Source organism: Kitasatospora sp. NBC_00240 (assembly GCF_026342405.1).
Classification (GTDB): domain Bacteria; phylum Actinomycetota; class Actinomycetes; order Streptomycetales; family Streptomycetaceae; genus Kitasatospora.
Window position 1 is genome coordinate 9,169,304 of record NZ_JAPEMU010000001.1, and the last position, 26,878, is coordinate 9,196,181.

Below are 26,878 nucleotides of genomic sequence, written 5' to 3' on the forward strand. Positions count from 1 at the left end.
GCCGGCGGCCGGACGGCTCGGTGAACCTGTTCGGACCGCCGCAGCGCGGAGGGCCGCCGGCCGCGGGTACTGATCCCACGGCCGGAGGCCCTCGTTCACTTCAGGGTGCTGCAGGTGTTGCAGGCGCTGCGGACGGGGCCGCTACGGGGCCGGGGTGTTCGCGGTCCCGTTGATGACGAACTGCGAGCCGGGCTCGATCAGGACGTTGCCCTGGGCCGAGTTGGTGATGGTGACGTTGCTCAGCGTCGCCGAGCCGCGCGCCCCGCCGTGGGCGAGGATGCCCGAGCCGTTGACGGACTTGTCGATCCGGACGTTGCTGACCTGGACGTTCGGCAACGCGCCGCCGCCGGTCTTGAACTGGATGCCGTCGTAGGTGGAGTCGTAGATGTCGGTGTCGCGGATGGTGACGCCCGGGATGTCCTGCGAGGCGGCGAACAGGGTGATGGCCCCGAACTCCTGCTGCTCGCCCCAGAAGGCACCGCCCGTGCGGTACAGGGCGTTGTTGGCGATGAGCGTCTGCCCGGAGAAGGGCAGCGGGTCGTGGTCCGTCGCCAGCATGATACCCGGGTAGTTCATCGTGTCGGAGATGATGTTGTTCTCGATGGTGTTGCCGTAACCGCCGTACACCGCGATGCCGTTGGCGCGCCACGGCAGCTGGATCGTGTTGTTGCGGAAGTGGTTGTCGTGGCCGATGTCGACCGACTGGTCCTTCACGTACTTGCTGGACCAGACGGCGAGCGCGTCGTCGCCGGTGTTGCGGAAGGAGGAGTTGAAGACGGTCGAGTTGCGGGTGCCGTCGGCGAAGTTGATGCCGTCGGCGTAGGTGTTGCGGATGCGCATGCCGCTGAACTCGAGGCCGTCGGCCGGGCCCCACAGTGCGGGGATGTTGTCGTAGTCGCGGCCGACCCAGACAGCGACGTTGGCGTGCTCGATCCAGACGTTGTTGATCTTGGTGTTCTTGCCGAACCGGCCGTTGAGGCCGACGCCGCCCTCGGCATTGCCGTCACCGCCGCGGATCGTCCCCGACCCGAAGATCGCGATGTCGGAGATCTGGGTGTTGTCGTCGATGTCGAAGCCGAAGTTGCCCTCGTGCGGGTGGTTGATGCCGTGGGCGTCCTGCGGAGCCGTCAGCGTGTAGAGCTGGGTGTGCCACATGCCCGCGCCGCGGATCGTCACGTTGCTGATGCCGACCTGGTTGAACTGGCCGCGGTTCAGCGGGTCGTCGGTGAGGATCTTCTGCTCCTGCCGCCACTGGCCGGCGGGGATCCAGACACAGCCGATCTCGCCCTTCTGGTCGGCCGTGACCGCCCGCTGGATGGCGTCGGTGTCGTCGATGCCGTCGTTGGGCACGGCGCCGTAGGCGGTGATCGAGGTGCAGCCGGCCGGCTGGGTGAGGGCCGGGGCCACCTGCTCCAGGTCGACCAGGTCGATGATGTAGTAGGCGGCGCTGTCACCGGCGTCCCGCTGGAGGCGGAACTTCGTGCCCGGCGGGTACGACTGCGGCAGCAGCGCGTTGGACTCGTCGAACAGGCGCCGCGCGTCGCCGCCGGGGGTGTTGGTCAGCCCCTCGGGGCTGTCGGTGCTGCCGTACAGCCAGCTGTACTTGGAGGACAGCGTCAGCTTCCGGCTGAAGGTGCCGTCGATGTAGAGGCTGATCGTCGCCTCGGCGCCGCCACCGCCCGCCGCGTCCGGGATCGAGTTGCGTACGACGATCGAGTTCGCGGCGTTCGCGGAGGTGAACTCCACGTACTGGCCCTGGGAGTTGAGCTGCACCGACCGTCGGCCGGAGGACTCGGTGGCGAAGTTGGTGTGGCTGAAGGTCCGCTTCTGGTCCGACTGCAGCAGGACGCCGTTGTACTGGGCGTCCTCCGCCTCGTACTCGGTGTACGGCAGGGCGGCGCCGCGGCCGACCACGACCGAGCGGGCGAACACGTTGTTGTTCTCGTTGGTCTCGGCGACGGTACCGGCCGCGTCCGCCGTGGCGGTGAGCGTGGCGCCCCCGCTGGTGGCGGTCCAGGTACCGGTGATCGGCACCTGGGCGGTCGCGCCGGCGGCGATGGCGCCCGTCGTCCCGTTCAGCGTGGTGGAGCCCGCGACCAGGCGGGTGACCGTGCCGGCGGGGACGGCGGTGGTGCCGCGGTTCTGCACCGCGACGGTGAAGCCGACGGCCGCCCCCACGGCCGGGGAGGCCGGGTTGCTGGTGATGCCGGTGACCGTCAGGTCGGGGCCGGGGCTCTGGGCGACCGCGAGTTTCGCGGAGCCCGTCCGGCTGTTGTTGGAGTTGTCCTGCTCGGCGACGGTGTCGGTCGGGTCGACCACCGCGGCGACGGTGTAGCTGCCCATCGGACGCCTGCCGACGGCGACCGCCACGGTCGACGAGGCGCCGGCGGCGAGCGAACCCACCGGGGCCGAACCGGCCACGACGCCTTCGAGGCTGACGTTGACGGTCGTCGCCGGGGAGGCGGCGGTCCCGGCGTTGCGCACCGTCGCGTTGACGGTGACGTTGTCCGACTCGGTCGGGGCGGTGGGCGACCAGGCGAGGTCGGTCACGGTGAGATCCGGGTTGGGAGCCGCGGCCCCGATCACCTGGAGTTCGGCGACCTGCGCACCGGGGGCGCCGGTGTTGGAGAAGAACGTGAGCCGGACGTCGGCGTAGCGGCCGGTCACCGGGATCGTCACGGTGTTCTGGCCGGCCGGACTGAAGGCGTAGTCGGCCCGCGCGCGCAGCGGTGCGAAGGTGGTCGCCGACTGTTCCCGGCCCTCGACCTGGACGGCCTGCGTCCTGGCCCCCCACGCGGCGTCGGGGTTGAGCTTGACCACCACGGCCTCGACGTCGGCGTTGGAGCCGAGCTTCACCGTCAGGGTCGAGGGGAACCCGGACGACTCCCAGTAGGTGGAGGTGTTGTCGTCGTCGGCGTTGGCGGCGGTGTAGCTCTGGGTCGTCGACGAGGCCTCGATCGGCTTGTTGCGTGCCAGGTTAGAGCCGTTGACCGGCGGATCGACCGGGCCGCTGCCGGCATCGCCGTAGACCTCCAGCTCGGAGATCTGCCCGGCGTTCCACCCGGTGTTCCCGGTCACCTGCACCCGCACGTAGCGAGCGGCGGCGGCCGGGAAGGTGATGCCGACGGTGTTCGCGCCGGACGGGTCGAACACCCGCCCGGCGGAGGCGGCCAGCGTGGTGAAGGTCGTTCCGTTGGTGCTGCCGAGGACGCTCAGCGTCTCGGTCCGGGTGCCCCAGGACGACGGGAGCTTCAGCGCCACCTCGTCGACGCTGACGCTGCTGCCCAGGTCGACCTGGACCCACTGCGGGAACGTCCCGGAGGAGCTCTCCCAGTAGGAGGCCTGACTGCCGTCGGTGACGTTGCCGGCCGGATAACTGCCGTTGGCGCCGCTGGCGGTGGCGGGCTTGCCGAGCGCGAGGTTGGGGCCGTCCGCGGCGTGGGCGGCGGTCAGGGGGGTCAGTCCGACGACGACCAGGCCGGCGACCACGGTGGCGACTGTCAGTCGTCGGCCCCGGTGTTTCCATCTCATCGTGTTCGAGTCCTCTTGTTCGTGTCCCGGGCACCAGGACGCGGCACCCGTCACCGGCGGATCGCCCTGCGGGCCGCCGGTGTTCTGGGCGGCCTGGGGCGCCGGGTGAGGGCGCGCGTTCCGGTGCGTCGGTCGGACAGGGTGGGGGAGAGGTCCCGCCTGCCGCCCGAGACGGCTCGGCGGAGAACGACAGCATGAGTGGAAGTCTTTTGCGCTTCTTGGTCAATCATTTGCGCTGTCAGGGTGACAGGTTTCTATCAAGTGCTCACTTTGTCAACGGCTCTGACGCGACAGCCCAGTTGGCGGCGGTGTCCGCGCAGCTCGGAGCGGTGCGCGGCGGACGACTGCCGGACCACGGCGCCCGCGCTCGCGGCATCGGCCGGGGTGGGGGGCCGGGGTGGGCGGTCGGGGTCGGCGGTCCTGGTCGCGGCCACCGGCGTTGCGCCGCGGCCACCGGCCGTGTGCCGCCACGGCCGGCATCGGCCGCACTGTCCTGCCCGACGTACGACCTGTCGTCGGAGGCCGCGGTGCTGCGGGGCGCCGCCCAGGGCCAGTGCGAGCGAGGGACGGATCCGGCGCGGGCCCTTCGCCGGCATGGGGGCTTCCGGGGCCCGCGGAGTTGCGGTGCCGCCGCCGGCGGTCCGCCGTGTGGGCGCCGACGCGCAGGCATCGAGGGCGGGGCGCCGGGCTGCCCGCGCGGTGGGCGAGCTCCTCGACGCCGACCATGGTCGTCGGAGGTGCCGGAGGTGCCGGAAGTGCCGGTGGGGGCGGATGGGGCCGAAGGGGCCCTCGGTGTCAGCCCGGTGCCGTGGCGGAGGGCCTACCGCGGACGGGTGCTCCCGCCCTCCGGCCCGGAGCCGGCCTCGGACTCGACGTTCCGGCTCGCGAGCGGCTCGCGGAACCCGTTGGTGGTGATGCCGGGGGCGTGGGTGCCCGCGTCGGTGTCGCCGGCGGTCTGCCCGGCGAAGCCGAAAGCCTTTTCCGTGTCGAACAACTTCCGGGTGTCATGGGGCATAAAAAGAATGCCCTTCAACGGGATGCTCGGAGGTCGCGCCGTGCGAACTCCAAGTGCCCCGACGAGGGCACACCCGGGAAGAGTCGGGAAATGAAAATACGCCCGCGAAACGTCAGCAGGCGCACACAAAGGTCATGGGAACCAGTACTGCAGCTCCCAAGACTTTAGCAGGCCGGAGGTCGCGGCTGTGGTTCGGTTTGGTCTCGATGTCATCGAGGTTCCGCGTCGGTTCGGCGGCTCCCGTTCCGGCGGGCATCGGCAACAGGGCCTTGTCTCGCGGGAGTTCATGACCGCAGGCCGCTCCGTCGGGCTGCGCCCCGGACGGCGCCCGCGGGTGGGGGAGGGGGTGGCGTGCGTGGACCGGCCGCCCGGCGACGCCCGCAAGGTGCTGCCAGGCGCCCGCAGAACAGACGCGTGTGGAGCCGGCTCCGGCGGTCGGAACGACAAAGGGCGCCTCTCGAATTCCGATCCCGGGCGAACCCGATCGCTTCAGGGGGGTCCCTCTTCGCAATTTCCGGTCCATACTGGAGTCGATGACGAACTCAGCAGCAATCCGCCGCCCCCTGCCCGCCAGCCCCTTCAAAGCTCGCGCCGAGGCACCGCGCAAGCGGTTCGCCGTGGGCGACAGGGTCACCCATGACCGGTACGGCCTCGGCCAGGCCATCGCAGTGGAGGGTGACGGGGACATCGCCGTGCTCGTCGACTTCGGCACCCGGCAGGAGCGCATCACCCAGCCCTACACCGCGATGTTCAAACTCTGATCCCGGGGCACTCCGCAGGACGCGGGCTCGGGTCCACCGGCCGACCGCCGCAGGTCCTGTCGCCCCTGAAGCCGTTCGCAGCGCGGCGGACCGGCCGCACCGGCCCGCCGCGTCACCGTACGCGTGAACGGGCCCTCCCGCCGATCCTGTGCCGGGTGGCGGCGACAAAACAGGTGGACGCCACCGGGGATACTGCTGGTCATGCCCGTTACCCAGCAACTCGCCCGAGTCGGCGTGGACTACCTCGCCGCTTGTCGGACGCGCGCCGAGGCGTCGTCCGACGGTGATCACCGATGGGACCCGCCGGCTGCGGACCGCCTCGACCTGGACTGGGCCCCGGCCATGCTGGCCCGGGTGTGCGAGATCGGCGGAGTCGACGACCCGCACCGCGCGGCCCTGGAGGAGGCCACCGACGGCGGCGTGGTGATGGAGGTCGGGTTCCTCGACACTCACCCGCACGCCATCGGGCCCTTCGGGCCGTCGCCGACCGCACTCGACCCGTCGGCAGTCACCCGGGTCGCCCGCCTGCTCGCAGAGATCGATTTTCAGGCCGGCCTGGGTTCGTTGCCGGCCGACGGTCGTGCGGCAGGGCTGTTGGTCGGCCACGGTGCGGAAGGGCTCGTCGACGGGCCCGGCGCGTACCTGATACGCCACTTCGACGCTCTTCGCGAGTTCTACGCCGAAGCCTCGCGGCGTGGCCTCGCCGTCGTCTCCTGGTGGGACTGACCGCCCGGATCCGGGAGGCCCCCCAACTGCTTCGGACCGGTCGCGGGTGGGAGGGAAGCACGAGCGCGGGCCGATCCCGGACGATCTCGCGCAGGGTCTGCGTCCCGTGACGGAGGACATCAGGCCCCGCATGCAGGACCGGCCCAAGGCCCCGCGCGTCACCGGTGACGAGGAACCGGTGAGCGTCCGAGAACCCGGATCCGCCCGTCCCGTACCGGCCGTGCCTCCGAACCGAGACCGTCCTGCATGCCGGTCGGCTGCGCCCCGCCCGGTTCACCGTGTCTTCGCGCTCTCGCACACCCGCTGCACCTGGTCGTAGGTCAGGCGTCGGACGTCCCCGACGAGTCCGGTCAGGTCGACAGTGGTACGGGACGGTGGCCGGGTCCCAGCGGGCAGATCGAGGCCGGTCAAGGCGGCGAGATCGTCGGTGCGGATGCCCAGCACGGTCGTGTGGTCGGCCATCAGATCATCGAGGCGCAGCGGCGTCCAGAGATCGCTGAGGCCGCCCGGCCGGTGCCGCGCGTGCGTCGCCGCGTGCGCTGCCGGGTGCGCGGTCGAGGGCCGTGAACGGCCTCGGCCTCGGCCTCGGCGAGGCCGAGTCGGCGGCGTGGCATCCCGAGACCGTCGATATGACGCGCATCACGGTCCGGGCCGCTCGGGTCGGGCATGCGCGATCATGATCGGATGGACGCTCGATTCCTCGGTATCACTGATCTGGTCGAAACCCCGTCCGTGGCGGTCGTGGTCGACGTCATGCGGGCCTTCACGGTGGCTGCCTGGGCCTTCGCCCAGGGGGCGGAGAAGATCGTTCTCGCCGGGTCGTTGGACGAGGCCCTGGTACTCAAGGCCCGCCACCCGGACTGGGTGGCGATCAAGGACGGACCGTCCGCGCCCGGGTTCGACACCGTCAACTCGCCCGGCCTGCTGCGTTCCCTGGACCTGGGCGGACGGACCGTGGTGCAGAAGACCACGGCCGGGACGGTCGGCGCCCTCGCGGTCAGGGAGGCGTCGCTGGTGCTGTGCGCCGGCTTCGTGGTGGCGGAGGCGACGGCCGGGCTCCTGCGGGCACGCGGGTGCGACAGTGTCACGTTCGTGGTCACCGGCGAGGACGGCCAGGCCGACGAAGACCTGGCCTGCGCCCAGTACATCGCTCGCAGGGCCACCGGGGACGGGACGGATCCGGCCGAGTTCCTCCGCCGCGCCGGCGAGTCGCGCGCCGCCTACGAACTGGCCCAGGGTGTGCGGCAAGGGGTCCATCCTGACGATGTCGCACTCTGTCTGGAGCTCGACCGGTTCCCGTTCGGCATGGTGGCGACCTCGGAGGACTCGCTGATGGTTCTCCGTCCTGCGCTGCCGGGGGACGGGCGCGGGTAGCGGATCCGTCCCGGTGACCGCCCCGGCCGGGGCCCGTTGCTCGGCGGGGCGCTCGGCGCCGGCGCCGGCAGCGGCAGGCTGCCCACCTCCCCGCCGATCAGGGTGCGCAGACCGGGGAAGACCAGGAAGTACCGGTTTCTGACCAGTACCTGGCCCGGCCCGTGCTCGGGCAGCGCGGTCCGGACGAGGGCGAAGTGTTCCCGCTCCGGCAGTCCGACGGGACGGAGGCGAGTCGGACCTCCCGGGTGGTTCGGGGCAGGGCAGTGGTCATGTTCGGCCTCCCGGGCGGGTTCTGGGCAGCGGCACGGCGCGCGTTCGCCGCCGGGGTGTGGTGACGCCAACCCTCGACCCGCACGACGATGTCAAGCCGGTCCTGGTCGGGACCGCCGTTCATCGGTCCGTCAGACGGCCCCCCGGGCCGAGCGGTTGCGCGGGGGGTGCCGAGGCGGCCGTCCGGGGCGGAGCCGGCGACCTCTCAGGTCGGCCCGTCCGCCCGGCCGTCGGACGGTCGGTCCGCTGTCGTCACAAGTCGTCGGCACCTGACCGCAACTGGCCAGGCAGGCGCGGATTCCCCGTGGTCGACCTTCGCAGGCTTCGTTCTTTCTTAAAGGCATCCTAAATCTGAGAGCGCTCTCTGCTTCATGTATTGACCGGCGCCTGACACACCCCTCAGGGTGAGCGGTACTTCCCGTACTCGTAGCCGAGTACGCCCGACCTGGAGGTCCCCCCACCATGCTCACCCGCCGAAAGCTGCTGACCGCGTCCGCGGGCGCGGCACTCTCCGTGCCCCTGCTCGCCCGACTGCTGGACTCCACCGCCGGCGCGGCGACCGCGCCGACCCTCCCCCTGGACCTGGTCAACACGACCGGCAGCGGCACGGTCTACGCCTACGTGCTGGGTCGCGACCCGGCTGCCGGGGGCAACTGGGCCTTCGTCCAGTCGGACGGGCGGACCCTGTACCACCCGCCGTCCCCGGCCGCCGACCAGACGCCGCTGGGCGTCGACTGCGCCATCGCGCTCAACGCGTCCGGCGCGGCAGCCCGCGGGGTCACCCTGCCGCACCTGGACAGCGGCCGGATCTACTTCTCGGTCGGCGCCAAACTGACCTTCCTGATGAACCGCGGCGGCGGGCTCGCCCTGCCGTCGGTCAGCAACCCCTCGGACCCGAACATCGCGGTCCGGCACGACTTCTGCGAGTTCACGTACAACAACGACCAGCTGTACGCCAACATCACCTTCGTCGACATGGTCGGGCTGCCGATCTCGTTCCGGCTGGACACCACCGGCGCCACCCAGACCGTGCGCGGCCTGCCCTCCGACGGCCTGAGCCGGGTGGCCGCCGCGCTGCGCGCCCAGTCGGCCGTCGACGGCTCCGACTGGAGCAAGCTGATCGTCCCCGGCGGCGGCTCCGACCTGCGGGTGCTCAGCCCCAACCTGGCCATCCGCGGCAACAGTTCGCTCTTCAAGGGCTACTTCGACGACTACGTCAACCAGGTCTGGGACAAGTACCGCGGCACCGACCTGCGGATCGACACCCAGTTCACCTGGGGCACCGTCACCGGACGCGTCTCCGGCGACCAGCTGTCCTTCCCCGGCGTCGGCAGCTTCGGCAAGCCGTCCACCCTGGCGATCTTCTCCTGCAGCGACGCGCCGTTCACCACCGGCAACGACGAGATGGGCAACCTGAGCGCCCGGCTGGCCGCCGCCCTCAACCGCACCACCCTGCTGGACAACGCGTTCCAGCCCACGGGTGAGAACCCCGCCACCTTCTACACCCGGGCCCGCACCAACCACTACGCCCGGATCCTGCACTCCACCACCCCGGACGGCCTCGGGTACGCCTTCCCCTACGACGACGTGCACCCGGCGGCGGTGGACTTCGAGGGGAAGGTGCAGTCGGGCGCACCCACCCGGTTCACCATCACGGTCGGCGGATCGGCCGGGGGCCCCGCCCCTTCCCCGTCGCCCACGCCCACCGCGACCTCGACCGGTGGGACGGGCGCCTTCGGCACCATCCAGGCCGAGACGTTCAGCGCCCAGCAGGGCGCCACGGTGGAGGCCTGCTCCGACACCGGAGGCGGTCAGGACGTCGGCTGGCTGTCCAACGGCGACTGGCTGAAGTACCCCGGTGTGCAGTTCGGGACCACCGGGGCCACCCGCTTCTCGGCCCGGGTCGCGTCCGGCGCCGGGGCCGGCATCAGCGGGCTCGTCCAGGTGCGCCTGGGCAGCCCGACGGCCACGCCGGTCGGCGGCTTCGCTCTGGCCTCGACGGGCGGTTGGCAGACCTGGCGGACCGTCCCCGCCGACATCAGCCGGGTGACCGGCACCAAGGACGTGTACCTCACCTTCGACAGCGGCCAGCCGGCCGACTTCGTGAACCTCAACTGGTTCAGCTTCAGCTGAGCCGCCCACCCGCCTGGGACGCGGGGTTCGGGGTTCGGCATCGCGACGGCGAGGCCGAGGCGGCCGGCGGCGACCTTCGGGTGCCGTCGGCCGTCCCGCCGTCGGCCGTCTCGCCGTGGCCCGTCCCGTGCCGCCGGCCAACGGAAACGCAGTGGAACCGGAGCGCCGGACCTGCCTATGGTCGGCCGATGAGCACTCGCACCTTCCGGATCACCGTTCGCGGCGTCTTCGACGGACTCGACGCCGAGCAGCGCGCCGAACTTCTTGCCCGCGCACCCGAGCACGACATCCTGCAGGCCGCCTTCACGCCCGAGGGACACCTCAGTTACGACCTCGCCGCGCGGCCGGCCTTCACCTTCCGCTTCCGCGATTCCGGGGAGGCGGAGGAGGACATCCTGGCGGCGACCGAACGCGCCGAGAGCGCGGCCCGAGCCTGGTTGTCCGAACGCGGCTACAGCTGGAAGAGCCTCAGGTCCAAGGCGGAGGACCTCTCCCAGGCGCCGCTCGGCAAGCGCCGGCGTCGTGAGGCCGCCCGACAGACGGACTGACCCGCGGGCCTTCGCCGGGGTCCCGCCCCGGCCGCCGCCTCCCCTGCGCCGCCCTGTCCCCGGCCGTCGCCCCCGGCCGTCGCCCCTGGCCGTCGCCACCCCGCCCGGAGGAGACACCCGGCCGGGGCGAGCAGGCCGGCCCGTTCTGCGGGTGACCGGCGCCGGGCCTTCGACGCCCGACTCCTTCGGCCGGCTCCCGCCCGGGACTTCAGGGGCGGTCAGGGGCGGTCAGGGGCGGTCAGGGGCGGTCAGGGGCACCCAGGGGGCCGTCGGGGGCGCCGGCGCCCGTTCGCTCGGACGGCCTCGCGCTCCGACGGTCCGTTACCCCTGTTGTCCCGCACCCGAACGGTCCCGCCGGCGTGCGGTGGCCGCGTGCGGTGATCAGCATGGAGGTCGTGGCGTGCTTTCGCGCGCGGCCTGCTACGAGGAGGTACCCGATGAGCGCTGGAGATGTACCGGCGGACGACGCCGGCCGGCCGGCGTCGGCGAAGGCGGCGGGCGCGGTCCGTGCCGTGGCGGGGGTCCAGAAGATCTCCTGGCTGACGCTGGCGATGATGACGACCAGCTCCGTCGCCAGCCTGCGCGCCGCGCCCACCATGGCCGTGTACGGCCTCGCCTGCGTCTTCCTCTATCTGGTGCCCGCCGTCGTGTTCCTGCTGCCCACCGCCCTGGTGTCGGCGGAGCTGGCCTCCGGCTGGAGCGGCGGTGTCTACAACTGGGTCGCCCAGGGGCTGTCGAAGCCGATGGCCTTCCTCGCGGTCTGGTGCCAGTTCGCCATGACGATCTTCTACTACCCCAGCCTGCTCGCCTTCGTGGCCAGCACCATCTCCTACGTGATCAATCCGGCGCTGGCCAGCAACGGCGTCTACACCGCGATCGTCATCGTGGTCCTGTACTGGACCGGCGTCTGGGTGTCGTCCCGCGGCACCAACGCCGTCGCGGGGCTGGCCTCCGGCGGCCTGATCATCGGGACGCTGATTCCCGGCGCGCTGCTGGTCCTGCTCGGGTTCGTCTTCCTCGGGCAGGGCAACGCCTCCGCCGCGCCGATGAACGCCTCGCACATCCTGCCCGAGTGGACCGGCATCGCCAGCCTGGTGCTCATTGTGAACAACTTCCTCAGCTACTCCGGGATGGAGATGAACGCGGTCCACGTCAACAAGCTGCGCAACCCGGCCAAGGAGTTCCCGAAGTCGATGTTCCTGGCGATGGGCATGGTGCTGCTGATCTTCATCCTGCCGGCCCTGGCCATCAGCTGGGTGATCCCGGCCGACCAGCTCAGCCTCACCGCCGGCGTCATGCAGGCCTTCGACGCCTTCTTCCAGTACTTCCACATCGGCTGGCTGGTCCCGATCGTCGCGTTCGCGCTCTGCGCCGCCTCGCTCGGTGGCATGCTGACCTGGCTGGCCGGCCCGTCCAAGGGCCTGCTGCTGATCTCCCGCCAGGAGGGTTACCTCCCGCCCTTCCTGCAGCGGCTGAACAAGCACGGCATCCAGCAGAACATCCTGGTCACCCAGGGCCTGCTCACCACCGTCATCGCCCTGCTGTACGCGCTGATCCCGAACGTCTCCAGCGTCTACTGGATCTTCTCGGTGATCACCACCCAGGTCTACCTGATCATGTACCTGCTGATGTTCCTGGCCGCGATCCAGTTGCGCCGCAAGCAGCCCGACCACCCGCGCGGCTACCGGGCGCCGCTGCTCACCACGCTGTGCGTGGTCGGCTTCGTCGCCTCGGCGCTGGCCATGGTGATCGGGTTCATTCCGTCCTCCCAGTTCGGCGGCGGCAGCGGCTGGGCGTACGTCGCCATCGTCGGCGGCGGCCTGCTGCTGCTCGGAGTGGTCATCCCGTTCGGCTTCCTGAAGGCCCGCAAGCCCAGCTGGCGGCAGCCCGACGCCGACGCCGCCGCGGTGGACGGAGGAATGGCATGAGCCCCACCCGGATGTGGTCCGAGCACCGCTGGATCTACGTCGGCGCGATCGTGGTGCTGGTCGGCATGATGATCATCGGCCTGTTCACGTACACCCAGCAGAGGAACACCAACGAGGCCTACCGGAAGGCCAACCAGCTGAACGATGCCCTCGTCGCGAAGGGCTTCGCCTCGCGCAACCCGAGCAACATCGCCGACACCCTGGGCACCGACGGCGGCGTGATCTGCGAGGACCCCAACTCGTCCCTGAAGCGGAGCCTGTGGCTCGTCCAGCTCTCCAACGGCGCGGGCGGCCCAGGCATGCGCCCGGTCATCGTCGACCGCCAGATCCTGGAGGCCGGTGCCGAGGTGATCAAGGTCTACTGCCCGGACGTGCTGGCCGGCTACCAGAAGAAGATCAACGACCTCAAGACCGCGGACACCGTCGACGACTGAGCCGGGTGGCGGGTCCGGACCCACCGAGGTCCGGACCCGCCGATCCGTCCGACCCGCCGCCCGGCAACTCCCGCCGGCGGCGGGTCAGACGGTTTCGAGGCGGCGGTCCAGGTGCCGTTCGAGCGCGGTGACCACCAGGCGGTGGTCCTCGGCCTGCGGGAGGCCGGAGACGGCGACGGTGCCCACGACCCCCACGCCCTCCACGGTGATCGGGAAGGCACCGCCGTGGGCGGCGTAGGTGTCGGGGTCGAGCCGGGAGTCCTCCTCGAAGCTCTTGCCCTGGGCCGCGAAGCGCAGGCCGACCAGGTACGAGGAGCAGCCGTACCGGTCCACCGTGCGGGCCTTGCGCAGGATCCAGGCGTCGTTGTCGGCCGAGCTGCCCGGCAGTGCGTAGTGGAAGAGCTGCTGGCCGTTGCGCCGGATGTCCACCACGACGGGCGCCTCCTCGGCGCGGGCCAGGCCGACCAGCAGGGTGCCGAGCAGCCAGGCGTCGTCGTTGTCGAAGTGCGGCAGGCGCAGACGGCGCTCCTCCTCCTCGATCCGGTGAATCAGGGCGCTGGCCTCGTCGGAGGTCATCGGGAGGTCCTCTCGGTCAGGGTGACGGTGCGGCCCTCGGCGGCCGAGCGGCGGGCGGCCTCCAGGACGGTCAGCGCGGCGACGGCGTCGCGCGGGTCGACCGGCGCGGGCGCGCCCTCGCACAGGGAGCGGACCACCCCGGCGTAGAAGGCGGGGTAGTCGCCGGGCAGCGTGGGGTACGGGGCTGCGCCGTCCGTGGTGCCGAGCAGGCCGTGCTCCGCCTCGGGGACGGCGCCCCAGCCCGGGCCCGGGCGCTCGCCGACGCGCAGCGCGTCCTCCTGCGGGTCCATGCCGTTCACGGTGTACGCGGAGCGGTCGCCGAGGACGCGCAGGCGCGGTCCGAGCTGACCGGTGAGGGCGCTCATCCACAGGTGGGAGCGGACCCCGCCGGTGTGGGTGAGGGCCACGAAGGCGTCGTCGTCGACGGTGGCGCCGGCGCGGCGGGCGTCCACCTCGGCGTACACCTCGACGGCCGGGCCGAAGAGGGTGAGCGCCTGGTCGATCAGGTGGCTGCCCAGGTCGTAGAGGATGCCGCCGGCGTCGGCCGGGTCGGCGGACTCGCGCCAGCCCTCCTTGAGCTCCGGCCGCCAGCGCTCGAAGCGGGACTCGTAGCGGTGCACGGTGCCCAGCGCGCCGTCGGCGATCAGCTGCCGGGCGGTACGGAAGTCGGCGTCCCAGCGGCGGTTCTGGAAGACGGTGAGCAGCAGGCCGCGGGCCTCGGCGAGCTCGACCAGGTCGGCCGCCTCGGCGGCGGTGGCAGCCAGCGGCTTGTCCACCACGACGGGCAGCCCGGCCGCCAGGGCGGCGCGGGCGAGCGGCACGTGGCTGCGGTTGGGGGAGGCGACGACCAGCAGGTCGAGGGCGTCCGGATCGGCCAGCAGCTGCTCGGCGCTGTCGACGGCGCGGGCCTGCGGGTGCTCCCGGCGGAGCTGCTCGCGCCGTTCGGGGTCGGCGGTGACCACGGCGTCGAGGCGAAGGCCGGGCGTGGTGGCGATGAGCGGGGCGTGGAAGGCCGCACCGGCCAGGCCGTAGCCGACCAGGCCGACGCGGAGGGCGGGGTGCCCGGTACCGGGGGTGCTCTCGGGGGTCATGCGATCCAGTTAAACAACACTGTTTCCTAAGTGCAAGCCCGGACGCGCCCGCCCAGGCAGAATGACCCCATGACGACGCCGCCCCCCGGCCCGGCCGGTAGCAGCCGACCGGCCGGCACCAACCTGGCCGGACTGCGCGACCACAACGCCGCACTCGTCCTCGGCCTGCTCCGGGCCGCCCCGCGGGGCGGCAGCCGCGTCGAACTCGCCACCCGGACCGGCCTCACCCCGCAGGCCATCGGCAAGATCACCGCCAGGCTGCTCGCCGAAGGGATGATCGTCGAAGCCGGCCAGGAGGCCTCCACCGGCGGCAAGCCCCGCACCCTGCTCCGGCTGCGCGCCGAGGCCGCCTGCGCGGTCGGGGTCCACCTGGAGCGCGACGAGCTCACCGTCCTGCTGGTCGACCTCGCGGGCCGTCACCGCTACCTGCACACCCAGCCCGTGGACCGGGCCGTCACCCCCGCCGAGGCCGTCCGGCTCATCACCGCGCAGATCGGCCGGGCCACCGCCGGACTGCCGGCCGGCGCGCGGCTGCTCGGGGCCGGGGTCGGCTGCCGCGGGCCGCTCGACCACGCCGCCGGCGTCCTGCACTGGTTCACGCCCCCCGGCGCCCGTGACCTCGCCGGCTGGGACCGCTACCCGCTGCGCGACGAACTCGCCGCCCGGCTGGACGGCCTGCCCGTCGTCGTGGACAAGGACACCAACACCGCCGCCCTGGCCGAGGCGCCGGCCGTCCCGCGGCCGGGGGGCGGCCTCGCCTACATCCACCTCGCCGCCGGCCTCGGCGCGGGCCTGCTCCTCGACGGCGCCCTGCACCGCGGCACCCGCACCAACGCGGGCGAGTTCGGGCACCAGACCGTGCAGATCGACGGTCCGCCCTGCGACTGCGGCAACCACGGCTGCCTGGAGGTGCTCTGCCTCGCCGAACTTCGGCGCGGCGACCACGCCGCGGCCGCCCGGCTGGTCGGCGTGGGCGTCGCCAACCTCGTCCGGCTGCTCGACATCGACCGGGTGGTCCTCGGCGGACGGGCCGTCCTCTCCGCCCCCGACGTCTACCTCGCCGGCGTCACCGCACAGATCGAGGCCCGGATCCCCGACCCCGACTGGCAGCCCGTCCCGGTCTCCGTCAGCAGCGCCGGCCGGCTCGCCGTCGCCGCGGGCGCCGCCGAACTCGTCCTCGGCCCCCTCTTCCGCCGCCGGACCTGACGGTACGGGAGGCGGCGGGGCCCCGGAGCGGCCGGACCGTCAAATGTCGCGGCGGCGGCCGGCTTCGGACTCCTCCCCGGTCCTGCCCGGCCCGTCGGCACGCCTGGCCAGGTGGACGAGCGCCCTGACCCGGGGACGCGGGCCAGGTCCTGGGGCCGACGACCGCGCCTGAGTCCGGCCCGTGCGGCTCTGGAGCCCCGGAGTCCCTGCGTGGTCGGGGCATCGGGCCGGGGAGCGGAGGCGTCCGGGCTCAGCTGTAGTGGTAGTAGCCGAGCAGCGAGGAGTGGGCGGCGACCGGCTCGGAGGTGACGAACCGGCCGGTGGCCGGCGCGTTGATCATCGTCGGAACGCCGCCGGGCGCGCCGGTGTAGATACCCACGTGCGCCGGGTCGGCGGTGCTCGGGCCGAAGAAGACCAGGTCGCCCGGAACGGCGCCGGCCTGGGCGACCTGGTGGAACCGCGGGTTGGCGATCTGGTTGTCGGTGATCTGCCCGATGTCGCCGACGCCCGCCTGCCAGTACGCCCAGCGGGCCAGGCCGGAGCAGTCCAGACCCACCGTCCGGTCGGCGGGGCAGGGCTGGATGGCGCCCGAATAGCCGCTGCAGGTGCCGATGGACGGCCCGGTCGGGCCGTCGTGGCCGCCGCCCCACACGTAGGGCATGTAGGCGTTGAGCGCGGCGGTGGCGTAGCCGACGACCGCGGCGTAGCGGCCGGCGCCCTGGTCGACGGGGGTCGGCGGCACCTGCTCGCCGTACAGCTCGGCCTTGGTGGCGGGACCGACCAGGCCGTCCGGGCCCAGCCCGTTGGCGGCCTGGAAGTTCTCGACGGCGGTCAGCGTGCCGGGGCCGAAGTCCCCGTCGACGGTGAGCGATGCGCCGCGGCCGTTCAGCAGCCGCTGCAACTCGGTGACACAGCCGTCCCGCTCGCCCTGGCGGACCACCACGGCGCAGTGCGGCGAGGTCAGCCGGACGGCCGCGGTCGGCGAGGCGTACAGGGCGCCCTTGGTGGCGGGGCCGACCTGTCCGTCGACGGCCAGGCCCACGGCGGACTGGAAGCCCTTGACGGCGGTGGTGGTGGTCGGGCCGAAGTCCCCGTCGGCGGCGATGCTGGCGCCGTGGGTGTCCAGCAGGTTCTGCAGTTCGGTGACGCAGCCGTCCTGCTCGCCCTGGGCCAGTACGGCGGGGCAGGCGGGCGAGGTGAGCGGGACCGGGGTGGGGGCCCCGTGGGCGACTCCCGAGGTGCCGGCGAGCAGGCAGCAGGCCGCGGCGACGCCGGTGAGCAGCGCGGCCGGGCGGGTCAGCCGGCGCGGACGGATCCGGTCGAGCGGGTGGGTGACGGGCATCGATCTCTCCGGTCTGTGGGGTGCGGGGCTCGTGAACCGGCCTGCGGTGCACCGGCGGTGGGTCGGCGGGGCGGGGTCGGGCCGTGAGTGCGTCCGGACGTGGGGACGACGTGCTCCCGGGAACGGTTCGTCGGGCCGTCGGTTCGTCGGGCCTTCGTCCGCGGGCGCCGAGCCGGGCCACCAGGGCCGGGCCCGTTCGTACTCAACGCCGTGATCGACCCCCTTGGACGGTGCGCAGCGGACGACTGACGGACCGTAAGGTAATGTCCGGCACCAACAGCCCCCTAACGTGTCGACAACACCGGCCTCGTCAGGCGCGTAGGCGGTCGGGGTCCTGGGACTTCACGCGCGTACACCGTCGGCGCGGCGAGATCCGTGCCGACGGCCTCATCCGGTCGGTGCGGGCGAAGCCCGGCGTGGACGGACAGCACGAGGCTCGTCCGCGACGGACATCGGCGCGGAGCGAAAGCCGGCTGCGCGCCCCGCGCCCGTGCCCGGTCGTCGGTCGGCCGGCCGCCCGTCAGGCCCGGTTGAGCGAGCGGGTGATGCCGGCCAGTACGGCGGTGGTGAGCAGCCAGCCGGCGGCGATCAGGCCGTACCCGAGCCACTGGTGGTAGCCGGTCCAGTACCAGGCCGTGCGCTGGCCGAACCCGCCGATCGGGACCAGCAGGTCCAGGGTGTAGACGAACGGGTTGAACGGTGCGCCCTGGCCGGGCTGGACCGGGGAGGCGGTGCCGCGGCCGAACACCGTGGTCCCGATCGCCAGCAGGCCGATCAGCCACAGGCCCGCCTGCCAGGGCCGGTAGCCGTAGCCGACGGTGACGTCCAGCAGGACGCCCCAGACCCGGCCTGCCGGGGGCAGGGTGCGCCGGCGCCGGCGCTGCTTGGCGAGCAGCACCCGGCGGGCGTCGTCGTCGTGGCCGATCTTCCGGTACCAGGAGGCGAGTTGCTCGTAGGGCTGCGGCGCGTAGCCGGGCAGGGCATCGAGCCACTCCAGGCGGGCCGCCACGCCGTCCGCGCTCGGGCCGTCCGGCGGCAACGGCAGGGAGGCGTAGACGAATCCGTCGAGCCGGATGTCGGCGGGCCAGCTGTGCTCGTTGTCGTGCACGAGCGCGGCCTGTGCCTCCTGCAGGTCCACGGCGCCTTCGGGCACCGCGGCGGTGGTGAGTTGGAGGTCGCCGACACGCAGCCGGGTGGCGTCGAGGGAGACCGGGCCGCCGGTGAGCCGGGCGTCGTCCAGGGAGAGCCGGCTGCGGACGGTGGCCCCCGGCAGCCGGATCGCGCCGTTCGCGGTGAAACCCTCGCTGAGCATCATGGTGGAGGCGAAGAGGTCCTCGCCGCTGATGGCGTCCCCGCCGGGATTGTCGATGGTGGCCCGCTCCAGGAACAGCCCGCCGTTGAACTGGGCACCGACCAGGCGCAGTCCGCCGCGTGCGGTGAAGCCCTTGCGGGCGAAGCAGCCGCCGTCCATGACGAGCCCGCCGGCCCACAGCGCCCAGATGCCGGCGGCCCGGGCCGCATCGTCCGGGGCCGCGGGGCCGAGCAGTTCGCGGGCCGTGAGGTGGACGCCGCTGAGCCGCAGTTCGCCGGTGATGTGCGCGCGGGTGAGGGTCAGCCGGCCCGCGACGACGGAGTCCTCGAAGAACAGGTTGCCGTCGACCTGCAACAGCCAGCCGTCCAGGCCGGGTATCCAGCAGCCGATCAGGCCGGTGGAGCGCATCGAGGCCCCGCGCAGTACCACGGGCTCCTCGAACCGGCAGCCCTCCAGGGTGACGGCGCAGCCGACGCTGCTGTCGGCGAGGTCGAGCGGCCCGACGATCCGCGCCCCCGCCAGCCACAGCCGCCCCGCCCGGCCGTCCAGCAGCAGCGCCCTGAGCACCTCGGCCCGTACGGTGCGCTCCTCGCCCCAGGCGTCGCCGGTCCGCGGGTCGTCCGACCCGGCGGACCCGCTGCGCAGGTTCACCAGGGTGCCGGCCGCGAAGGCGTCCCACACCTGCTGTTCCGGCCCGCTCAACTCCGTGTACGTCAGCACCCCGTGCCTCCCCCTGCTCGACTCCGGCCCCGCAGCACCCTAGCGTCAGACCGTGCCCGGAGCTGCCCCGGGTGATCGGAATCGCGCCGCGGTGGCTGCCGTTCGGGGGCGTGGGGAGCGTGGGGGCGTGAGCGCGTGGTGGCGTGCCGGCGGAGCGGCCGGGCGGCGTACCGGCGTTGCGGCCGGTTGGTGATCCGTTGGTGCGGCCCGGAAGCGTCCCGCCACAGGTAGGCGGCCCCCACCGGGAAGCGCAGCATGCGCAGGCCGGGCAGTACCTCGATCACGTCCATGCCCGTCATCCTGCGTGGACCGGACCCTCTCCGTGCCGCTGTTCGCTGACTGCTCATCAGCTGGTGCGGCCCTCCGGCGGGGGTAAAGTACACCACCGGATCCATGAATTGCGGACTTTTGCAATTCACGTGATGCACAGTCAGTTCAAGGACTACCGTTGCGGTCATGGCACACACAGACGTGGCGTTGAAGGAAGCGATGATGATCGAGGGCGCGATCGGCGTCGCCCTCGTGGACGTGGGCAGCGGCATGGCGCTCGGCACCCTGGGCGGCGACCGGGACTTCGACCTCGCCATCGCCGCGGCGGGCAACACCGACCTGGTCCGGGCGAAGTCGCGCACGATGGAGATGCTGGGGCTCAAGGACGCCATCGAGGACATCCTGGTGACGCTCACCAACCAGTACCACCTGATCCGGCCGCTGACCTCGCGCAACGGCAGCGGGCTCTTCCTCTACCTGGCGCTGGACCGCAACCGCGCGAACCTCGCGATGGCCCGCCGCCGGCTGCAGCTGGTCGAGAGCGAGCTGGAGGTCTGATGCCGCAACCCCCGCTCTACCAGGTCAAGGCCGAGTTCTTCCGGATGCTCGGCCACCCGGTACGGATCCGCGTGCTGGAACTGCTCCAGGGCGGCCCGCTGCCGGTCCGGGCCCTGCTGGCCGACATCGGGGTCGAGCCCTCCAACCTCTCGCAGCAGCTGGCCGTCCTCAGGCGCTCGGGCATAGTCGTCTCCCACCGTGAGGGCACGGTCGTGCTCTACGCCCTGGCCGGCGGCGACGTCGCCGATTTCCTGCGCTCCGCCCGGCGGATCCTCACCGTGCTGCTCTCCGACCGGGAGGGCGTGCTGGAGCAGCTACGGGAGGAAGGGCTGCCTGGCGACGGCCCGGCGGACGTCCCCGGCGGTCCGGTTGTCGACGGGACGGTCACGTCCGGTGCGGGTATGTCCGGTGCGGACGTGGACGGGGCCGGCGTGGACGATCCTGCGGAGGACGGTTCCGCGGTGGAGGCGTCCGACGTGGAGGTGTCCGACGTGGAGGAGACCGACGTGGACGGGGCCGGCGTGGACACCGCCGCCCCGGACGGGTCACGCGTGGACGGTTTCGGCCTGGACGTCCCCGTCCCCGCCGGTGCGGCCACCCTCCGCACCTGAGCGCCGCACTGTCGGGCCGGCCGCAGGTGGCGCGGCGGGGTGGCGTCCGGCCGTGAGGGCCTCGGAATCGTTCGAGTACGGGACCCCTCGGCCGTCCGCAGTCGGCCCATGGTTCGGGACCAGCACCCCGGGCTACGGCTGGTGCCGCCACCCCGGGCTACGGTTCGAGCCTAGGCCGGCGGTGCATCGAGCGCCCCCACCACCGGCGGCAGTCGGAGACAGCGGCCTTCACCGCGGCTGCCGGACCTTCGGGGCCGGCAGCCGACCGGCCACCGGTCCGGCTCAGCCACACCATGGCCAGCGGGTCCGCCGGGCTGGCGGCGTTGCCATCCCCGGCCCAGGACGGCCGGTAGGGCGCCCGGAGTCGGGCGGCGGCGGAGGCCTGCGCGGCCGAGGGTTGCGTGGTCGAAGGACGGGCGGTCGAGTCCTGCGCCGGTGACGGCTGTCCGGCCGCGCGCGGGCCGGATCCGGCGGACTGATCGTGCCGGGTGCCGCCCAGGGCCCACCGCGGCAGGCCGTCGTGCACCCGGTAGCCACGCCGGAGGCGGAAGAAGTACGCCAGTGCGGCCGGGGCGGCCGCCGCCACCTCCGTCATCTCCTCGTCCGGATCACGGGGCCGGGTGAAGCAGGTCCAGCTGCAGCAGGAGAAGGGGTTCCACGGAACCTGGCGCCCGCAGCCCTCGCAGGTCATCGTCGGCACGGCTGCGCACCTCCCGGGCCGGGGGCCGTCCTCGCTTCCACCGTACTCGCACCCGCCCGGCCCGGAGGGGGCGGGCGAGGTGTTTCCCGTATTGCCGCCTCGGCCCGCGCCCGCAGCGGTCGGGACGGCGTCGGCGCTACGGCGGGGCCACGGCGGGGAAGAGCCGCCGGTGAGCGCCCCCCGCGCGGCCGGGCCGCCGACCGGGACGCGGCCGGGCGACGCGGCGGATGCGGTCGGGACCTCGGCAGATCCGGTCGGACCGTCGGGCCGCCAGGCTGCTGGAGTGCTCCGGCCGGTGGTCGTCCGCTCCGTCCGCCCGCCGCGGCCCCCGGTCCTTGACGGGGCGGATGAGCGCTTGCAGGCTACTTTTCGCACGCGAAACGCGCCGTGCCCATTCGCCTCGGGAGACAGCCTTGACGCAGGAAGCGCCGCACCCGCCCGGAAACTACGGCGACCACCAGCTCGGCATCTACCTGAACGGCATGTTCGCCGACCGGACCCCGGACCTGACGACCGATCTGGCCGCCCTGGAGGACCAGGCCCGCGCAGCCCTCGCGCCGGAGGCGCTGGGCTACGTGGTGCCGAGCGCGGGCAGCGGGGCCACCGCCCGGGCCAACCGGGAGGCCTTCGACCGGTGGCGGATCGTGCCGCGGATGCTCCGCGGCGGCGCGCACCGCGACCTGACCTGCGACGTTCTCGGCACCGCGATGCCCGCGCCGCTGCTGATCGCCCCGATGGGGGTGCAGACGCTGGCCCACCCTGACGGCGAACTGGCCACCGTCCGGGCCGCGGCCGCGCTGGGCGTGCCGTACGTCCACTCCACCCAGGCCGCGCATTCCTTCGAGCAGATCGCCGAGGCCGGCGGCGACGCCCCGCGCTGGTACCAGCTCTACTGGCCGACCGACCGCGAGGTTTGCCTGAGCTTCCTGGCGCGGGCGAAGGCCTCCGGCTTCTCGACCCTGGTGCTGACCCTCGACACCCCCATGCTCGGCTGGCGTCCCGCGGACCTGAACCGGGGCTTCCTGCCTTTCCTGCGCAACGTCGGCATCGCCAACTACCTCACCGACCCGGCGTTCCTCGCCAAGCTCGACAAGCCGGTCGAGGAGGACCCGGGGGCCGCCGCCCTGCACTGGGCGAAGATGTTTCCCAACCCCGGCCTGAGCTGGGCCGACCTGCCCTTCCTCCGGGAGCACTGGGACGGGCCGATCCTGCTCAAGGGCATCAACGCCGCCGAGGACGCCCGGCTCGCCGCCGACCACGGGATGGACGGCGTGGTGGTCTCCAACCACGGCGGCCGGCAGGTCGACGGCGCGATCGGCGCCCTGGACGCCCTGCCCAGCGTCGCGGACGCGGTCGGCGACCGCCTCGCCGTGCTCTTCGACTCGGGTGTGCGCACCGGCGCCGACACGGTCAAGGCCCTGGCCCTCGGCGCCCAGGCCGTGCTGCTCGGACGCCCCGTGCTCTACGGGCTGGCCCTGGCCGGGCAGGAGGGCGTCGACCACGTGCTGCGCTGCCTGCTCGCCGAACTCGACCTCACCCTCGCCCTGTCCGGGTACGTCAGCCACCGCGGGCTGACCCGGGAGTCCCTGGCCTGCGCGCAGCGGTAGGCCGCGCGGAGCCGCCGTCCGGCGCCGGTGCGTACGGGCCCGGGCCCGCTGCTGCTGCCGCCGGCGCGGGCGTACCCCCATCCGCCCCCGTCCCCCGTACCCCACGCCCCCTCCCCGGTGCGCCCTCGTCCCCGGTGCGGTTCCCTACCCCCGTGGAGTGAGCAGGGCGGCGGCGAGCAGGTCGGCGAGCCAGTCCTGGTAGTCGTCCGGGGACCAGCCCCGGGCCCGGACCATCAGGGCGTACAGCTGGGGGGAGGTGTGGGCCCAGCAGGCGTCGGCGGCGCGGGAGGGGTCGAGGTGTGCGCCCAGGTGCCCGGCGGTGTGCAGGTGGGTGACGAAGGCGGTGACACCGGTCAGGCGCTCGCGGTCGGTGTCGGCGGCGATCTCGGCGAGTTCGGGGTCGGCTGCGGCGAGGACGGCATGGAGCTCGCCCAGCCGCTTGTGGACGCCGCGCACGAACCGCGCGTACCCCTGGAGCTTGGCGACCGGATCGTCCGTGGGGGAGCACGCCCCGCACCTTCGACGCGGCCGGTCCGCTCCTGGAGGTACCCGGGCAGCCGCAGGCTGTCCCGCTGCCCGGTCACACCCCCGGAAGCACCGCCTACCTCTGGGCCGACCGCGGGCTGCTGGTCACCGGGGACGCCCTGGTCACCTACGACGGCCTGACCGGAGCGCGCGGCCCCCGACTGGTCTGCCGCGGCTTCACCCACGACGCCGCGGCCGCCCTGGCGTCCCTCGACATCCTCGGCTCACTCCCCGGCCGGCTGGTCCTCCCCGGCCACGGTGAACCCCTGGACGGCGGGCCGGCCACCGCCGCCCGGCAGGCCCGCGCGGCGGGCCTCTCCTGACCGTGCCGGCCCACGGCGGGCGGGCGCGGTCAACCCGACCCCGCCACGACGGGCACGGCCCCGGGCGGTGTGCGGCGGGCCGCTGCTCAGGCCGCGCCCGCCGTCGGCGTCGGGGTGGACGTGGCCGGTACACGCTCGGCGAGGAAGGTCAGGACGTCCGGCAGCGCGACGTCCCGCAGCAGGTCGGCGCCGTGGCCGGTGCCCGGGTAGAACCGCAGCCGCTTGCCGGGCGCGGCGTGGACCGACTTGTCGTACAATGCCTGCGCGTCGGCGGCGGCCGTGCGGTCGTCCCGGCCCGCGGCGAAGAAGGTCGGCATCCGGTTGAACTCGGCGTTGCCCGCGGCATTCCACACGCCGGACTTCTGCAGGGCGCTCAGGGCGACCACCGCCTTCACCGGGATCTTGGAGGACACCGGCGAGGCCGACTTGTCCAGCAGGGCGGTGGCCGAGTCCGCGGCGCCGACCAGGACCACCTGGGCGACCTTCCTGCTCTCCAGGAACTGGTCGACCGCGCCGAGGTCGTCCAGGACGTCACCGCTGCGGTTGACCGCGAGCACCGCGTAGCCGGCCTTGGTGAAGCTGCCGAGGGCCGGCACCCAGTCGCAGAGCGAACCCCCGGCCTGGTGCAGGAGGACCACCGCCACCTCGGCGCGGCCCGCGTCGGCGTCCTGGAAGTACGCGGCGTCGCTGTGCTCGGCGTCCTGCACGGTGACGGAACCCTTGCCGGCCTGCTCGCCGGTGAGGCAGCCGAAGGTGTTGCCGCCGGCCGCCGGAGCGGCCTGTGCGCTCCCGGCCGAGGCCGTGGCGGTGCTCGTCGGGGTCGCCGGGTCCTTCGAGTCGCTGCAGCCGGCCAGCGTCGCGAGGGCGGCGACGAAGCAGAGCGCCGCCGTGCCTGTCCGATTCGTCATGTCTTCTCCCCAGCGCCCGGCCGACCGGCCCACCGGCCGCTGCCCGGAGCCTACTTGGATCTTTCCCGGGCTGGGCGGGGAGGCGGATTTCCGGCCGCGGGCGGGCTCCGGAGCCCGCCCGCGGCAGCGGTCAGCGCCCTGCGGCGGCGTAGGCGGAGCCGACGGCGTTCGGCGCGCCGCCGGGCTGGAACAGACCCGTCTCCCCGGGCGCGGTGGCGGGCAGCGCGAACCAGGCGTAGCGCTGGACGAAGGGCAGGCCCTGGAGCATCGCGGTCGACGCCTTGACGAAGGCCACCTGCTGATCAGCGGTCGGGAAGCTGGTCCCGCCGGAGAACTTGATCAACGCGTACTCGGTCAGCCACACCGGCAGCTGGTAGCGGTCGTGCACCGCCTGCAGGTAGCGCTGGAGCTGCCCGACGGCCTCGGCGGTCCGGAAGTCCGAGCCGTACCAGTGCAGGGCGATGAAGTCGACCCGGTACCCGCGGCTCCTGGCCCCCTGCATGAACTGGTCCAGCCAGCCGCCCGGATCCGCGCCGCCGTAGGCGACGGCCGGACTGCCGAGGGTGAGGCCGGTCGCCATCAGCTTCGGCCACAGGTCCAAGGCCTGCTGCGGTGTCAGGTTGGACTGGGCCGCGAGGTCCGGCTCGTTGAAGCCGAGCAGGGTACGGCTTCCCTGCTGGGTGGCCTTGGCCAGCGAGCCGTTGCCGACCGCGGCCGAACCCCAGATCATCGGGACGAAGTCGACGCCCGCCGGCCCCGCGATACCCGGGTGGTCTGGCCCCCAGGTGTAGTACCAGGACGCCCCCGAGCCCGTCAGCGCGGTGCCGACCCCGTCGAAGGCCCAGGTCGACACGCCCTTCTTCGGGCCGCGGACCGGCTGAGCGGCGGGCGCCGGGCCGCCGGCCGTCGCGGCGGGGGCGGACGGCGCCGGCTTGCTCGAAGGCGCGGCGGTGGGACGCGCCGAGGTGGTGGCGGTGCTCGGCTCCGCGGACGGGGAGGGGGACGGTTCCGTGGCAGCAACAGTCGCGTCCGGCGCGGCCGCCGACGGTGCGTCACCGGCGGAGGCCGGGGCGAGCGCCGGCGCGGAGACGGCGGCGGGACGGGGATCGGCGGCGCTCAGGGTCGCCGCCAGCACACCCAGCGCCGCCACGGCGGCCACCGCGCCCACCATCAGGCTCACGCTCTTCACGGTGGCGCGGCCGGGGCCGCCCGCACGGACGGCCCGACGACCGTGCCGGGCCGTCCGCCGTCCGGCGCTCGCGGGGCCCTGGCCCGCTCCGGTGGCCGGGCCGGTGCCCGGCTCCGCGCCGGTGCCTTGGGCCGGGCCGGTGCCTTGCGCCGGGCCCGTACTTTGGGCCGGGTCCGCGCCCACATCCGCGCCCTGGTCCGGGCCCGGGCCCGGACCGGTTCCTTGCTCCGGGGGTGGCGTGGGCCCGCCCGTCGGCGGCAACGGCAGCGGGTGAGCCGTCGGCACCGGGACGAGCGCCATCCCGGCCAGCAGACCCTCGGCGGGGATCAGGCCCCGGGAGCCGGCCGTGCACCGGGCGCAGTCGCGGGTGTGCCGGGCCAGCCGCTTGCGCCAGAGCGGCCCGGGGACTTCGTCCCACGGTTCCGCGAGCACCGCCAGCTCCGCGCACACCGGCCGGCGTTCCAGGGCCCGGACCAAGGACCGGGCGAGGTCGAGCTGCTGCTTCATCCGCTGCACCCGCACAGCCGTGTGCGCCGGGGACAGCCCGAGGGCAGCCGCGAGCTCGGCCCGCCCCAGCTGCCCGGCGGCCTCCAGCCACCACAGGGCGAGCAGCTCCTGATCGGACGGATCGAGCCAACGGGTCGCCAGCGCCACCTCCCGCCGCTGGCCGGTGAGCCCCAGCCGCAGGATCGACAGGTCCACGAAGTCCGCCTGCGGATCGGCCTGGTCCGGCACCTCCTCCAGCGCGGCGGACGGCACCACCTCCACCTGCGCGGCCCGGTACCAGCGCACCTGCCGGACGGTGACCGCGACCAGCCAGCTCCGGAACGCGGACGGATCACGGAGCTGGGGGAGCCCGGCGACGACCTTGAGCAGGATCTCCTGCGACAGGTCGTCCACCTCGCCCGGCCGACCCAGCGACCGGCCGACGATGTTGTAGACCAGCGGCAGGCAGACCGCCAGCAGCTCGTCCAGGGCCGCGCCGTCGCCCCGCTGGGCCGCCGCGACCCTCGCCGGGGTGAGGCCGCCGTCCTCGAATGTGCTCATGGTGCCTCTCGCTCCTCGTCGCGGCGGACCGCCGGACGGACCGGAATGTACATCCCACAGTCGGAGTGCCGAGCTGCGGTATGCCGATAACAGAAACCTGCGGTGGTGGCGGGGGTGGGGACGGGCAAGCGGTGGCAGGCCCGTGGCGCCCCCGCCGTGCCGGTCCGGCCGAT

At 73.3% G+C, this 26,878-nt stretch carries 22 protein-coding genes and 2 pseudogenes; 12 read left to right on the plus strand and 12 right to left on the minus strand.

Annotated features, from left to right (window positions below; translation table 11 throughout):
- Positions 1-141 precede the first annotated feature (141 nt).
- Positions 142-3,531, minus strand: coding sequence for a CARDB domain-containing protein (locus OG689_RS38930; RefSeq protein WP_266326441.1), 3,390 nt, complete (start codon positions 3,529-3,531; stop codon positions 142-144).
- Positions 3,532-4,351: 820 nt separating this feature from the next.
- Positions 4,352-4,525 (minus strand): cold shock domain protein CspD, encoded by a 174-nt coding sequence (locus tag OG689_RS38935; RefSeq protein WP_266326443.1) that lies wholly within the window; start codon positions 4,523-4,525, stop codon positions 4,352-4,354.
- Between the two features lie 554 nt (positions 4,526-5,079).
- Between OG689_RS38935 and OG689_RS38940 the strand changes: the two genes are divergently transcribed.
- A complete protein-coding gene (locus OG689_RS38940; RefSeq protein ID WP_266326445.1) occupies positions 5,080-5,307 on the plus strand; it encodes a hypothetical protein in 228 nt (75 codons plus the stop codon).
- A 201-nt stretch (positions 5,308-5,508) separates the two neighbouring features.
- Positions 5,509-6,033, plus strand: coding sequence for a DUF1877 family protein (locus OG689_RS38945; protein ID WP_266326447.1), 525 nt, complete (start codon positions 5,509-5,511; stop codon positions 6,031-6,033).
- Between the two features lie 273 nt (positions 6,034-6,306).
- On the opposite strand, the gene OG689_RS38950 is transcribed toward OG689_RS38945, so the two are convergent.
- Positions 6,307-6,495, minus strand: coding sequence for a hypothetical protein (locus OG689_RS38950; protein WP_266326449.1), 189 nt, complete (start codon positions 6,493-6,495; stop codon positions 6,307-6,309).
- A gap of 222 nt (positions 6,496-6,717) precedes the next feature.
- On the opposite strand from OG689_RS38950, the gene OG689_RS38955 reads away from it, so the two are divergent.
- Positions 6,718-7,407: a 2-phosphosulfolactate phosphatase gene (locus OG689_RS38955; RefSeq protein WP_266326451.1), complete on the plus strand. Its 690-nt coding sequence runs from the start codon at positions 6,718-6,720 to the stop codon at positions 7,405-7,407.
- A 65-nt stretch (positions 7,408-7,472) separates the two neighbouring features.
- On the opposite strand, the pseudogene OG689_RS38960 reads toward OG689_RS38955, so the two are convergent.
- Positions 7,473-7,678, minus strand: a pseudogene (locus OG689_RS38960) (NADP-dependent oxidoreductase); the annotation flags it as partial.
- Positions 7,679-8,139: 461 nt separating this feature from the next.
- Here OG689_RS38960 and OG689_RS38965 point away from each other — a divergent pair.
- The 4 genes from OG689_RS38965 to OG689_RS38980 all read left to right on the plus strand — a co-directional run bounded on the left by OG689_RS38965 (position 8,140) and on the right by OG689_RS38980 (position 12,720).
- Positions 8,140-9,810 (plus strand): beta-1,3-glucanase family protein, encoded by a 1,671-nt coding sequence (locus tag OG689_RS38965; RefSeq protein ID WP_266326453.1) that lies wholly within the window; start codon positions 8,140-8,142, stop codon positions 9,808-9,810.
- A 188-nt stretch (positions 9,811-9,998) separates the two neighbouring features.
- Positions 9,999-10,358 (plus strand): DUF6204 family protein, encoded by a 360-nt coding sequence (locus tag OG689_RS38970; RefSeq protein WP_266326455.1) that lies wholly within the window; start codon positions 9,999-10,001, stop codon positions 10,356-10,358.
- Between the two features lie 437 nt (positions 10,359-10,795).
- Entirely contained in the window at positions 10,796-12,286 is a 1,491-nt protein-coding gene (locus OG689_RS38975) for an APC family permease (RefSeq protein WP_266326457.1), read from the plus strand.
- Positions 12,283-12,720, plus strand: coding sequence for a hypothetical protein (locus tag OG689_RS38980; protein ID WP_266326459.1), 438 nt, complete (start codon positions 12,283-12,285; stop codon positions 12,718-12,720). The genes OG689_RS38975 and OG689_RS38980 overlap by 4 nt, the downstream gene beginning before the upstream one ends.
- 84 nt (positions 12,721-12,804) lie before the next feature.
- On the opposite strand, the gene OG689_RS38985 is transcribed toward OG689_RS38980, so the two are convergent.
- Complete coding sequence (locus OG689_RS38985; protein ID WP_266326461.1) at positions 12,805-13,296, minus strand: heme-degrading domain-containing protein; 492 nt, start codon at positions 13,294-13,296, stop codon at positions 12,805-12,807.
- Complete coding sequence (locus tag OG689_RS38990) at positions 13,293-14,387, minus strand: Gfo/Idh/MocA family oxidoreductase (RefSeq protein ID WP_266326463.1); 1,095 nt, start codon at positions 14,385-14,387, stop codon at positions 13,293-13,295. The genes OG689_RS38985 and OG689_RS38990 overlap by 4 nt, the downstream gene beginning before the upstream one ends.
- Before the next feature lie 69 nt (positions 14,388-14,456).
- On the opposite strand from OG689_RS38990, the gene OG689_RS38995 reads away from it, so the two are divergent.
- Complete coding sequence (locus tag OG689_RS38995; RefSeq protein WP_266326465.1) at positions 14,457-15,593, plus strand: ROK family protein; 1,137 nt, start codon at positions 14,457-14,459, stop codon at positions 15,591-15,593.
- A 250-nt stretch (positions 15,594-15,843) separates the two neighbouring features.
- Here OG689_RS38995 and OG689_RS39000 read toward each other — a convergent pair whose 3' ends face one another.
- A complete protein-coding gene (locus tag OG689_RS39000) occupies positions 15,844-16,935 on the minus strand; it encodes a peptidoglycan-binding protein (protein WP_266326467.1) in 1,092 nt (363 codons plus the stop codon).
- A gap of 520 nt (positions 16,936-17,455) precedes the next feature.
- Positions 17,456-18,967, minus strand: a complete 1,512-nt coding sequence (locus OG689_RS39005) for an oxidoreductase (protein ID WP_266326469.1) — start codon at positions 18,965-18,967, stop codon at positions 17,456-17,458.
- A 456-nt stretch (positions 18,968-19,423) separates the two neighbouring features.
- Here OG689_RS39005 and OG689_RS39010 point away from each other — a divergent pair, with 456 nt between their 5' ends.
- Both OG689_RS39010 and OG689_RS39015 read left to right on the plus strand, forming a co-directional pair.
- Positions 19,424-19,795 carry a hypothetical protein gene (locus OG689_RS39010; protein ID WP_266326471.1) on the plus strand — a complete coding sequence of 124 codons (372 nt, stop codon included), beginning with the start codon at positions 19,424-19,426 and terminating at the stop codon, positions 19,793-19,795.
- Positions 19,795-20,118, plus strand: a pseudogene (locus tag OG689_RS39015) (ArsR/SmtB family transcription factor); the annotation flags it as partial. The gene OG689_RS39010 and the pseudogene OG689_RS39015, both read left to right, overlap by 1 nt.
- Positions 20,119-20,563: 445 nt before the next feature.
- On the opposite strand, the gene OG689_RS39020 reads toward OG689_RS39015, so the two are convergent.
- Positions 20,564-21,106, minus strand: coding sequence for a hypothetical protein (locus OG689_RS39020; protein ID WP_266326473.1), 543 nt, complete (start codon positions 21,104-21,106; stop codon positions 20,564-20,566).
- 482 nt (positions 21,107-21,588) lie between these two features.
- Here OG689_RS39020 and OG689_RS39025 point away from each other — a divergent pair, with 482 nt between their 5' ends.
- On the plus strand, positions 21,589-22,713 hold the full coding sequence (locus OG689_RS39025) for a lactate 2-monooxygenase (RefSeq protein ID WP_266327752.1): 1,125 nt from the start codon (positions 21,589-21,591) through the stop codon (positions 22,711-22,713).
- Positions 22,714-22,857: 144 nt separating this feature from the next.
- Here the strand turns inward: OG689_RS39025 and OG689_RS39030 are convergent, their stop codons facing one another.
- On the minus strand, positions 22,858-23,169 hold the full coding sequence (locus tag OG689_RS39030) for a hypothetical protein (protein WP_266326475.1): 312 nt from the start codon (positions 23,167-23,169) through the stop codon (positions 22,858-22,860).
- An 83-nt stretch (positions 23,170-23,252) separates the two neighbouring features.
- Between OG689_RS39030 and OG689_RS39035 the strand changes: the two genes are divergently transcribed.
- On the plus strand, positions 23,253-23,561 hold the full coding sequence (locus tag OG689_RS39035) for an MBL fold metallo-hydrolase (RefSeq protein WP_323189397.1): 309 nt from the start codon (positions 23,253-23,255) through the stop codon (positions 23,559-23,561).
- 86 nt (positions 23,562-23,647) lie between these two features.
- Here OG689_RS39035 and OG689_RS39040 read toward each other — a convergent pair whose 3' ends face one another.
- On the minus strand, positions 23,648-24,469 hold the full coding sequence (locus tag OG689_RS39040) for a hypothetical protein (protein ID WP_266326476.1): 822 nt from the start codon (positions 24,467-24,469) through the stop codon (positions 23,648-23,650).
- Positions 24,470-24,599: 130 nt separating this feature from the next.
- Complete coding sequence (locus tag OG689_RS39045; protein ID WP_266326478.1) at positions 24,600-26,705, minus strand: sigma-70 family RNA polymerase sigma factor; 2,106 nt, start codon at positions 26,703-26,705, stop codon at positions 24,600-24,602.
- Between the last annotated feature and the right edge of the window lie 173 nt (positions 26,706-26,878).

Coding starts and splice junctions, on each gene's coding strand:
- OG689_RS38945 (WP_266326447.1), top strand. CDS start 5,509: ATGCCCGTTACCCAGCAACTCGCCCGAGTCGGCGTGGACTACCTCGCC.
- OG689_RS38985 (WP_266326461.1), bottom strand. CDS start 13,296: ATGACCTCCGACGAGGCCAGCGCCCTGATTCACCGGATCGAGGAGGAG.
- OG689_RS38980 (WP_266326459.1), top strand. CDS start 12,283: ATGAGCCCCACCCGGATGTGGTCCGAGCACCGCTGGATCTACGTCGGC.
- OG689_RS39000 (WP_266326467.1), bottom strand. CDS start 16,935: ATGCCCGTCACCCACCCGCTCGACCGGATCCGTCCGCGCCGGCTGACC.
- OG689_RS39010 (WP_266326471.1), top strand. CDS start 19,424: ATGGCACACACAGACGTGGCGTTGAAGGAAGCGATGATGATCGAGGGC.
- OG689_RS39045 (WP_266326478.1), bottom strand. CDS start 26,705: ATGAGCACATTCGAGGACGGCGGCCTCACCCCGGCGAGGGTCGCGGCG.
- OG689_RS39025 (WP_266327752.1), top strand. CDS start 21,589: ATGTTCGCCGACCGGACCCCGGACCTGACGACCGATCTGGCCGCCCTG.
- OG689_RS38965 (WP_266326453.1), top strand. CDS start 8,140: ATGCTCACCCGCCGAAAGCTGCTGACCGCGTCCGCGGGCGCGGCACTC.
- OG689_RS38995 (WP_266326465.1), top strand. CDS start 14,457: ATGACGACGCCGCCCCCCGGCCCGGCCGGTAGCAGCCGACCGGCCGGC.
- OG689_RS38940 (WP_266326445.1), top strand. CDS start 5,080: ATGACGAACTCAGCAGCAATCCGCCGCCCCCTGCCCGCCAGCCCCTTC.
- OG689_RS38990 (WP_266326463.1), bottom strand. CDS start 14,387: ATGACCCCCGAGAGCACCCCCGGTACCGGGCACCCCGCCCTCCGCGTC.
- OG689_RS38955 (WP_266326451.1), top strand. CDS start 6,718: ATGGACGCTCGATTCCTCGGTATCACTGATCTGGTCGAAACCCCGTCC.
- OG689_RS38970 (WP_266326455.1), top strand. CDS start 9,999: ATGAGCACTCGCACCTTCCGGATCACCGTTCGCGGCGTCTTCGACGGA.
- OG689_RS38930 (WP_266326441.1), bottom strand. CDS start 3,531: ATGAGATGGAAACACCGGGGCCGACGACTGACAGTCGCCACCGTGGTC.
- OG689_RS38950 (WP_266326449.1), bottom strand. CDS start 6,495: ATGGCCGACCACACGACCGTGCTGGGCATCCGCACCGACGATCTCGCC.
- OG689_RS38975 (WP_266326457.1), top strand. CDS start 10,796: ATGAGCGCTGGAGATGTACCGGCGGACGACGCCGGCCGGCCGGCGTCG.
- OG689_RS39040 (WP_266326476.1), bottom strand. CDS start 24,469: ATGACGAATCGGACAGGCACGGCGGCGCTCTGCTTCGTCGCCGCCCTC.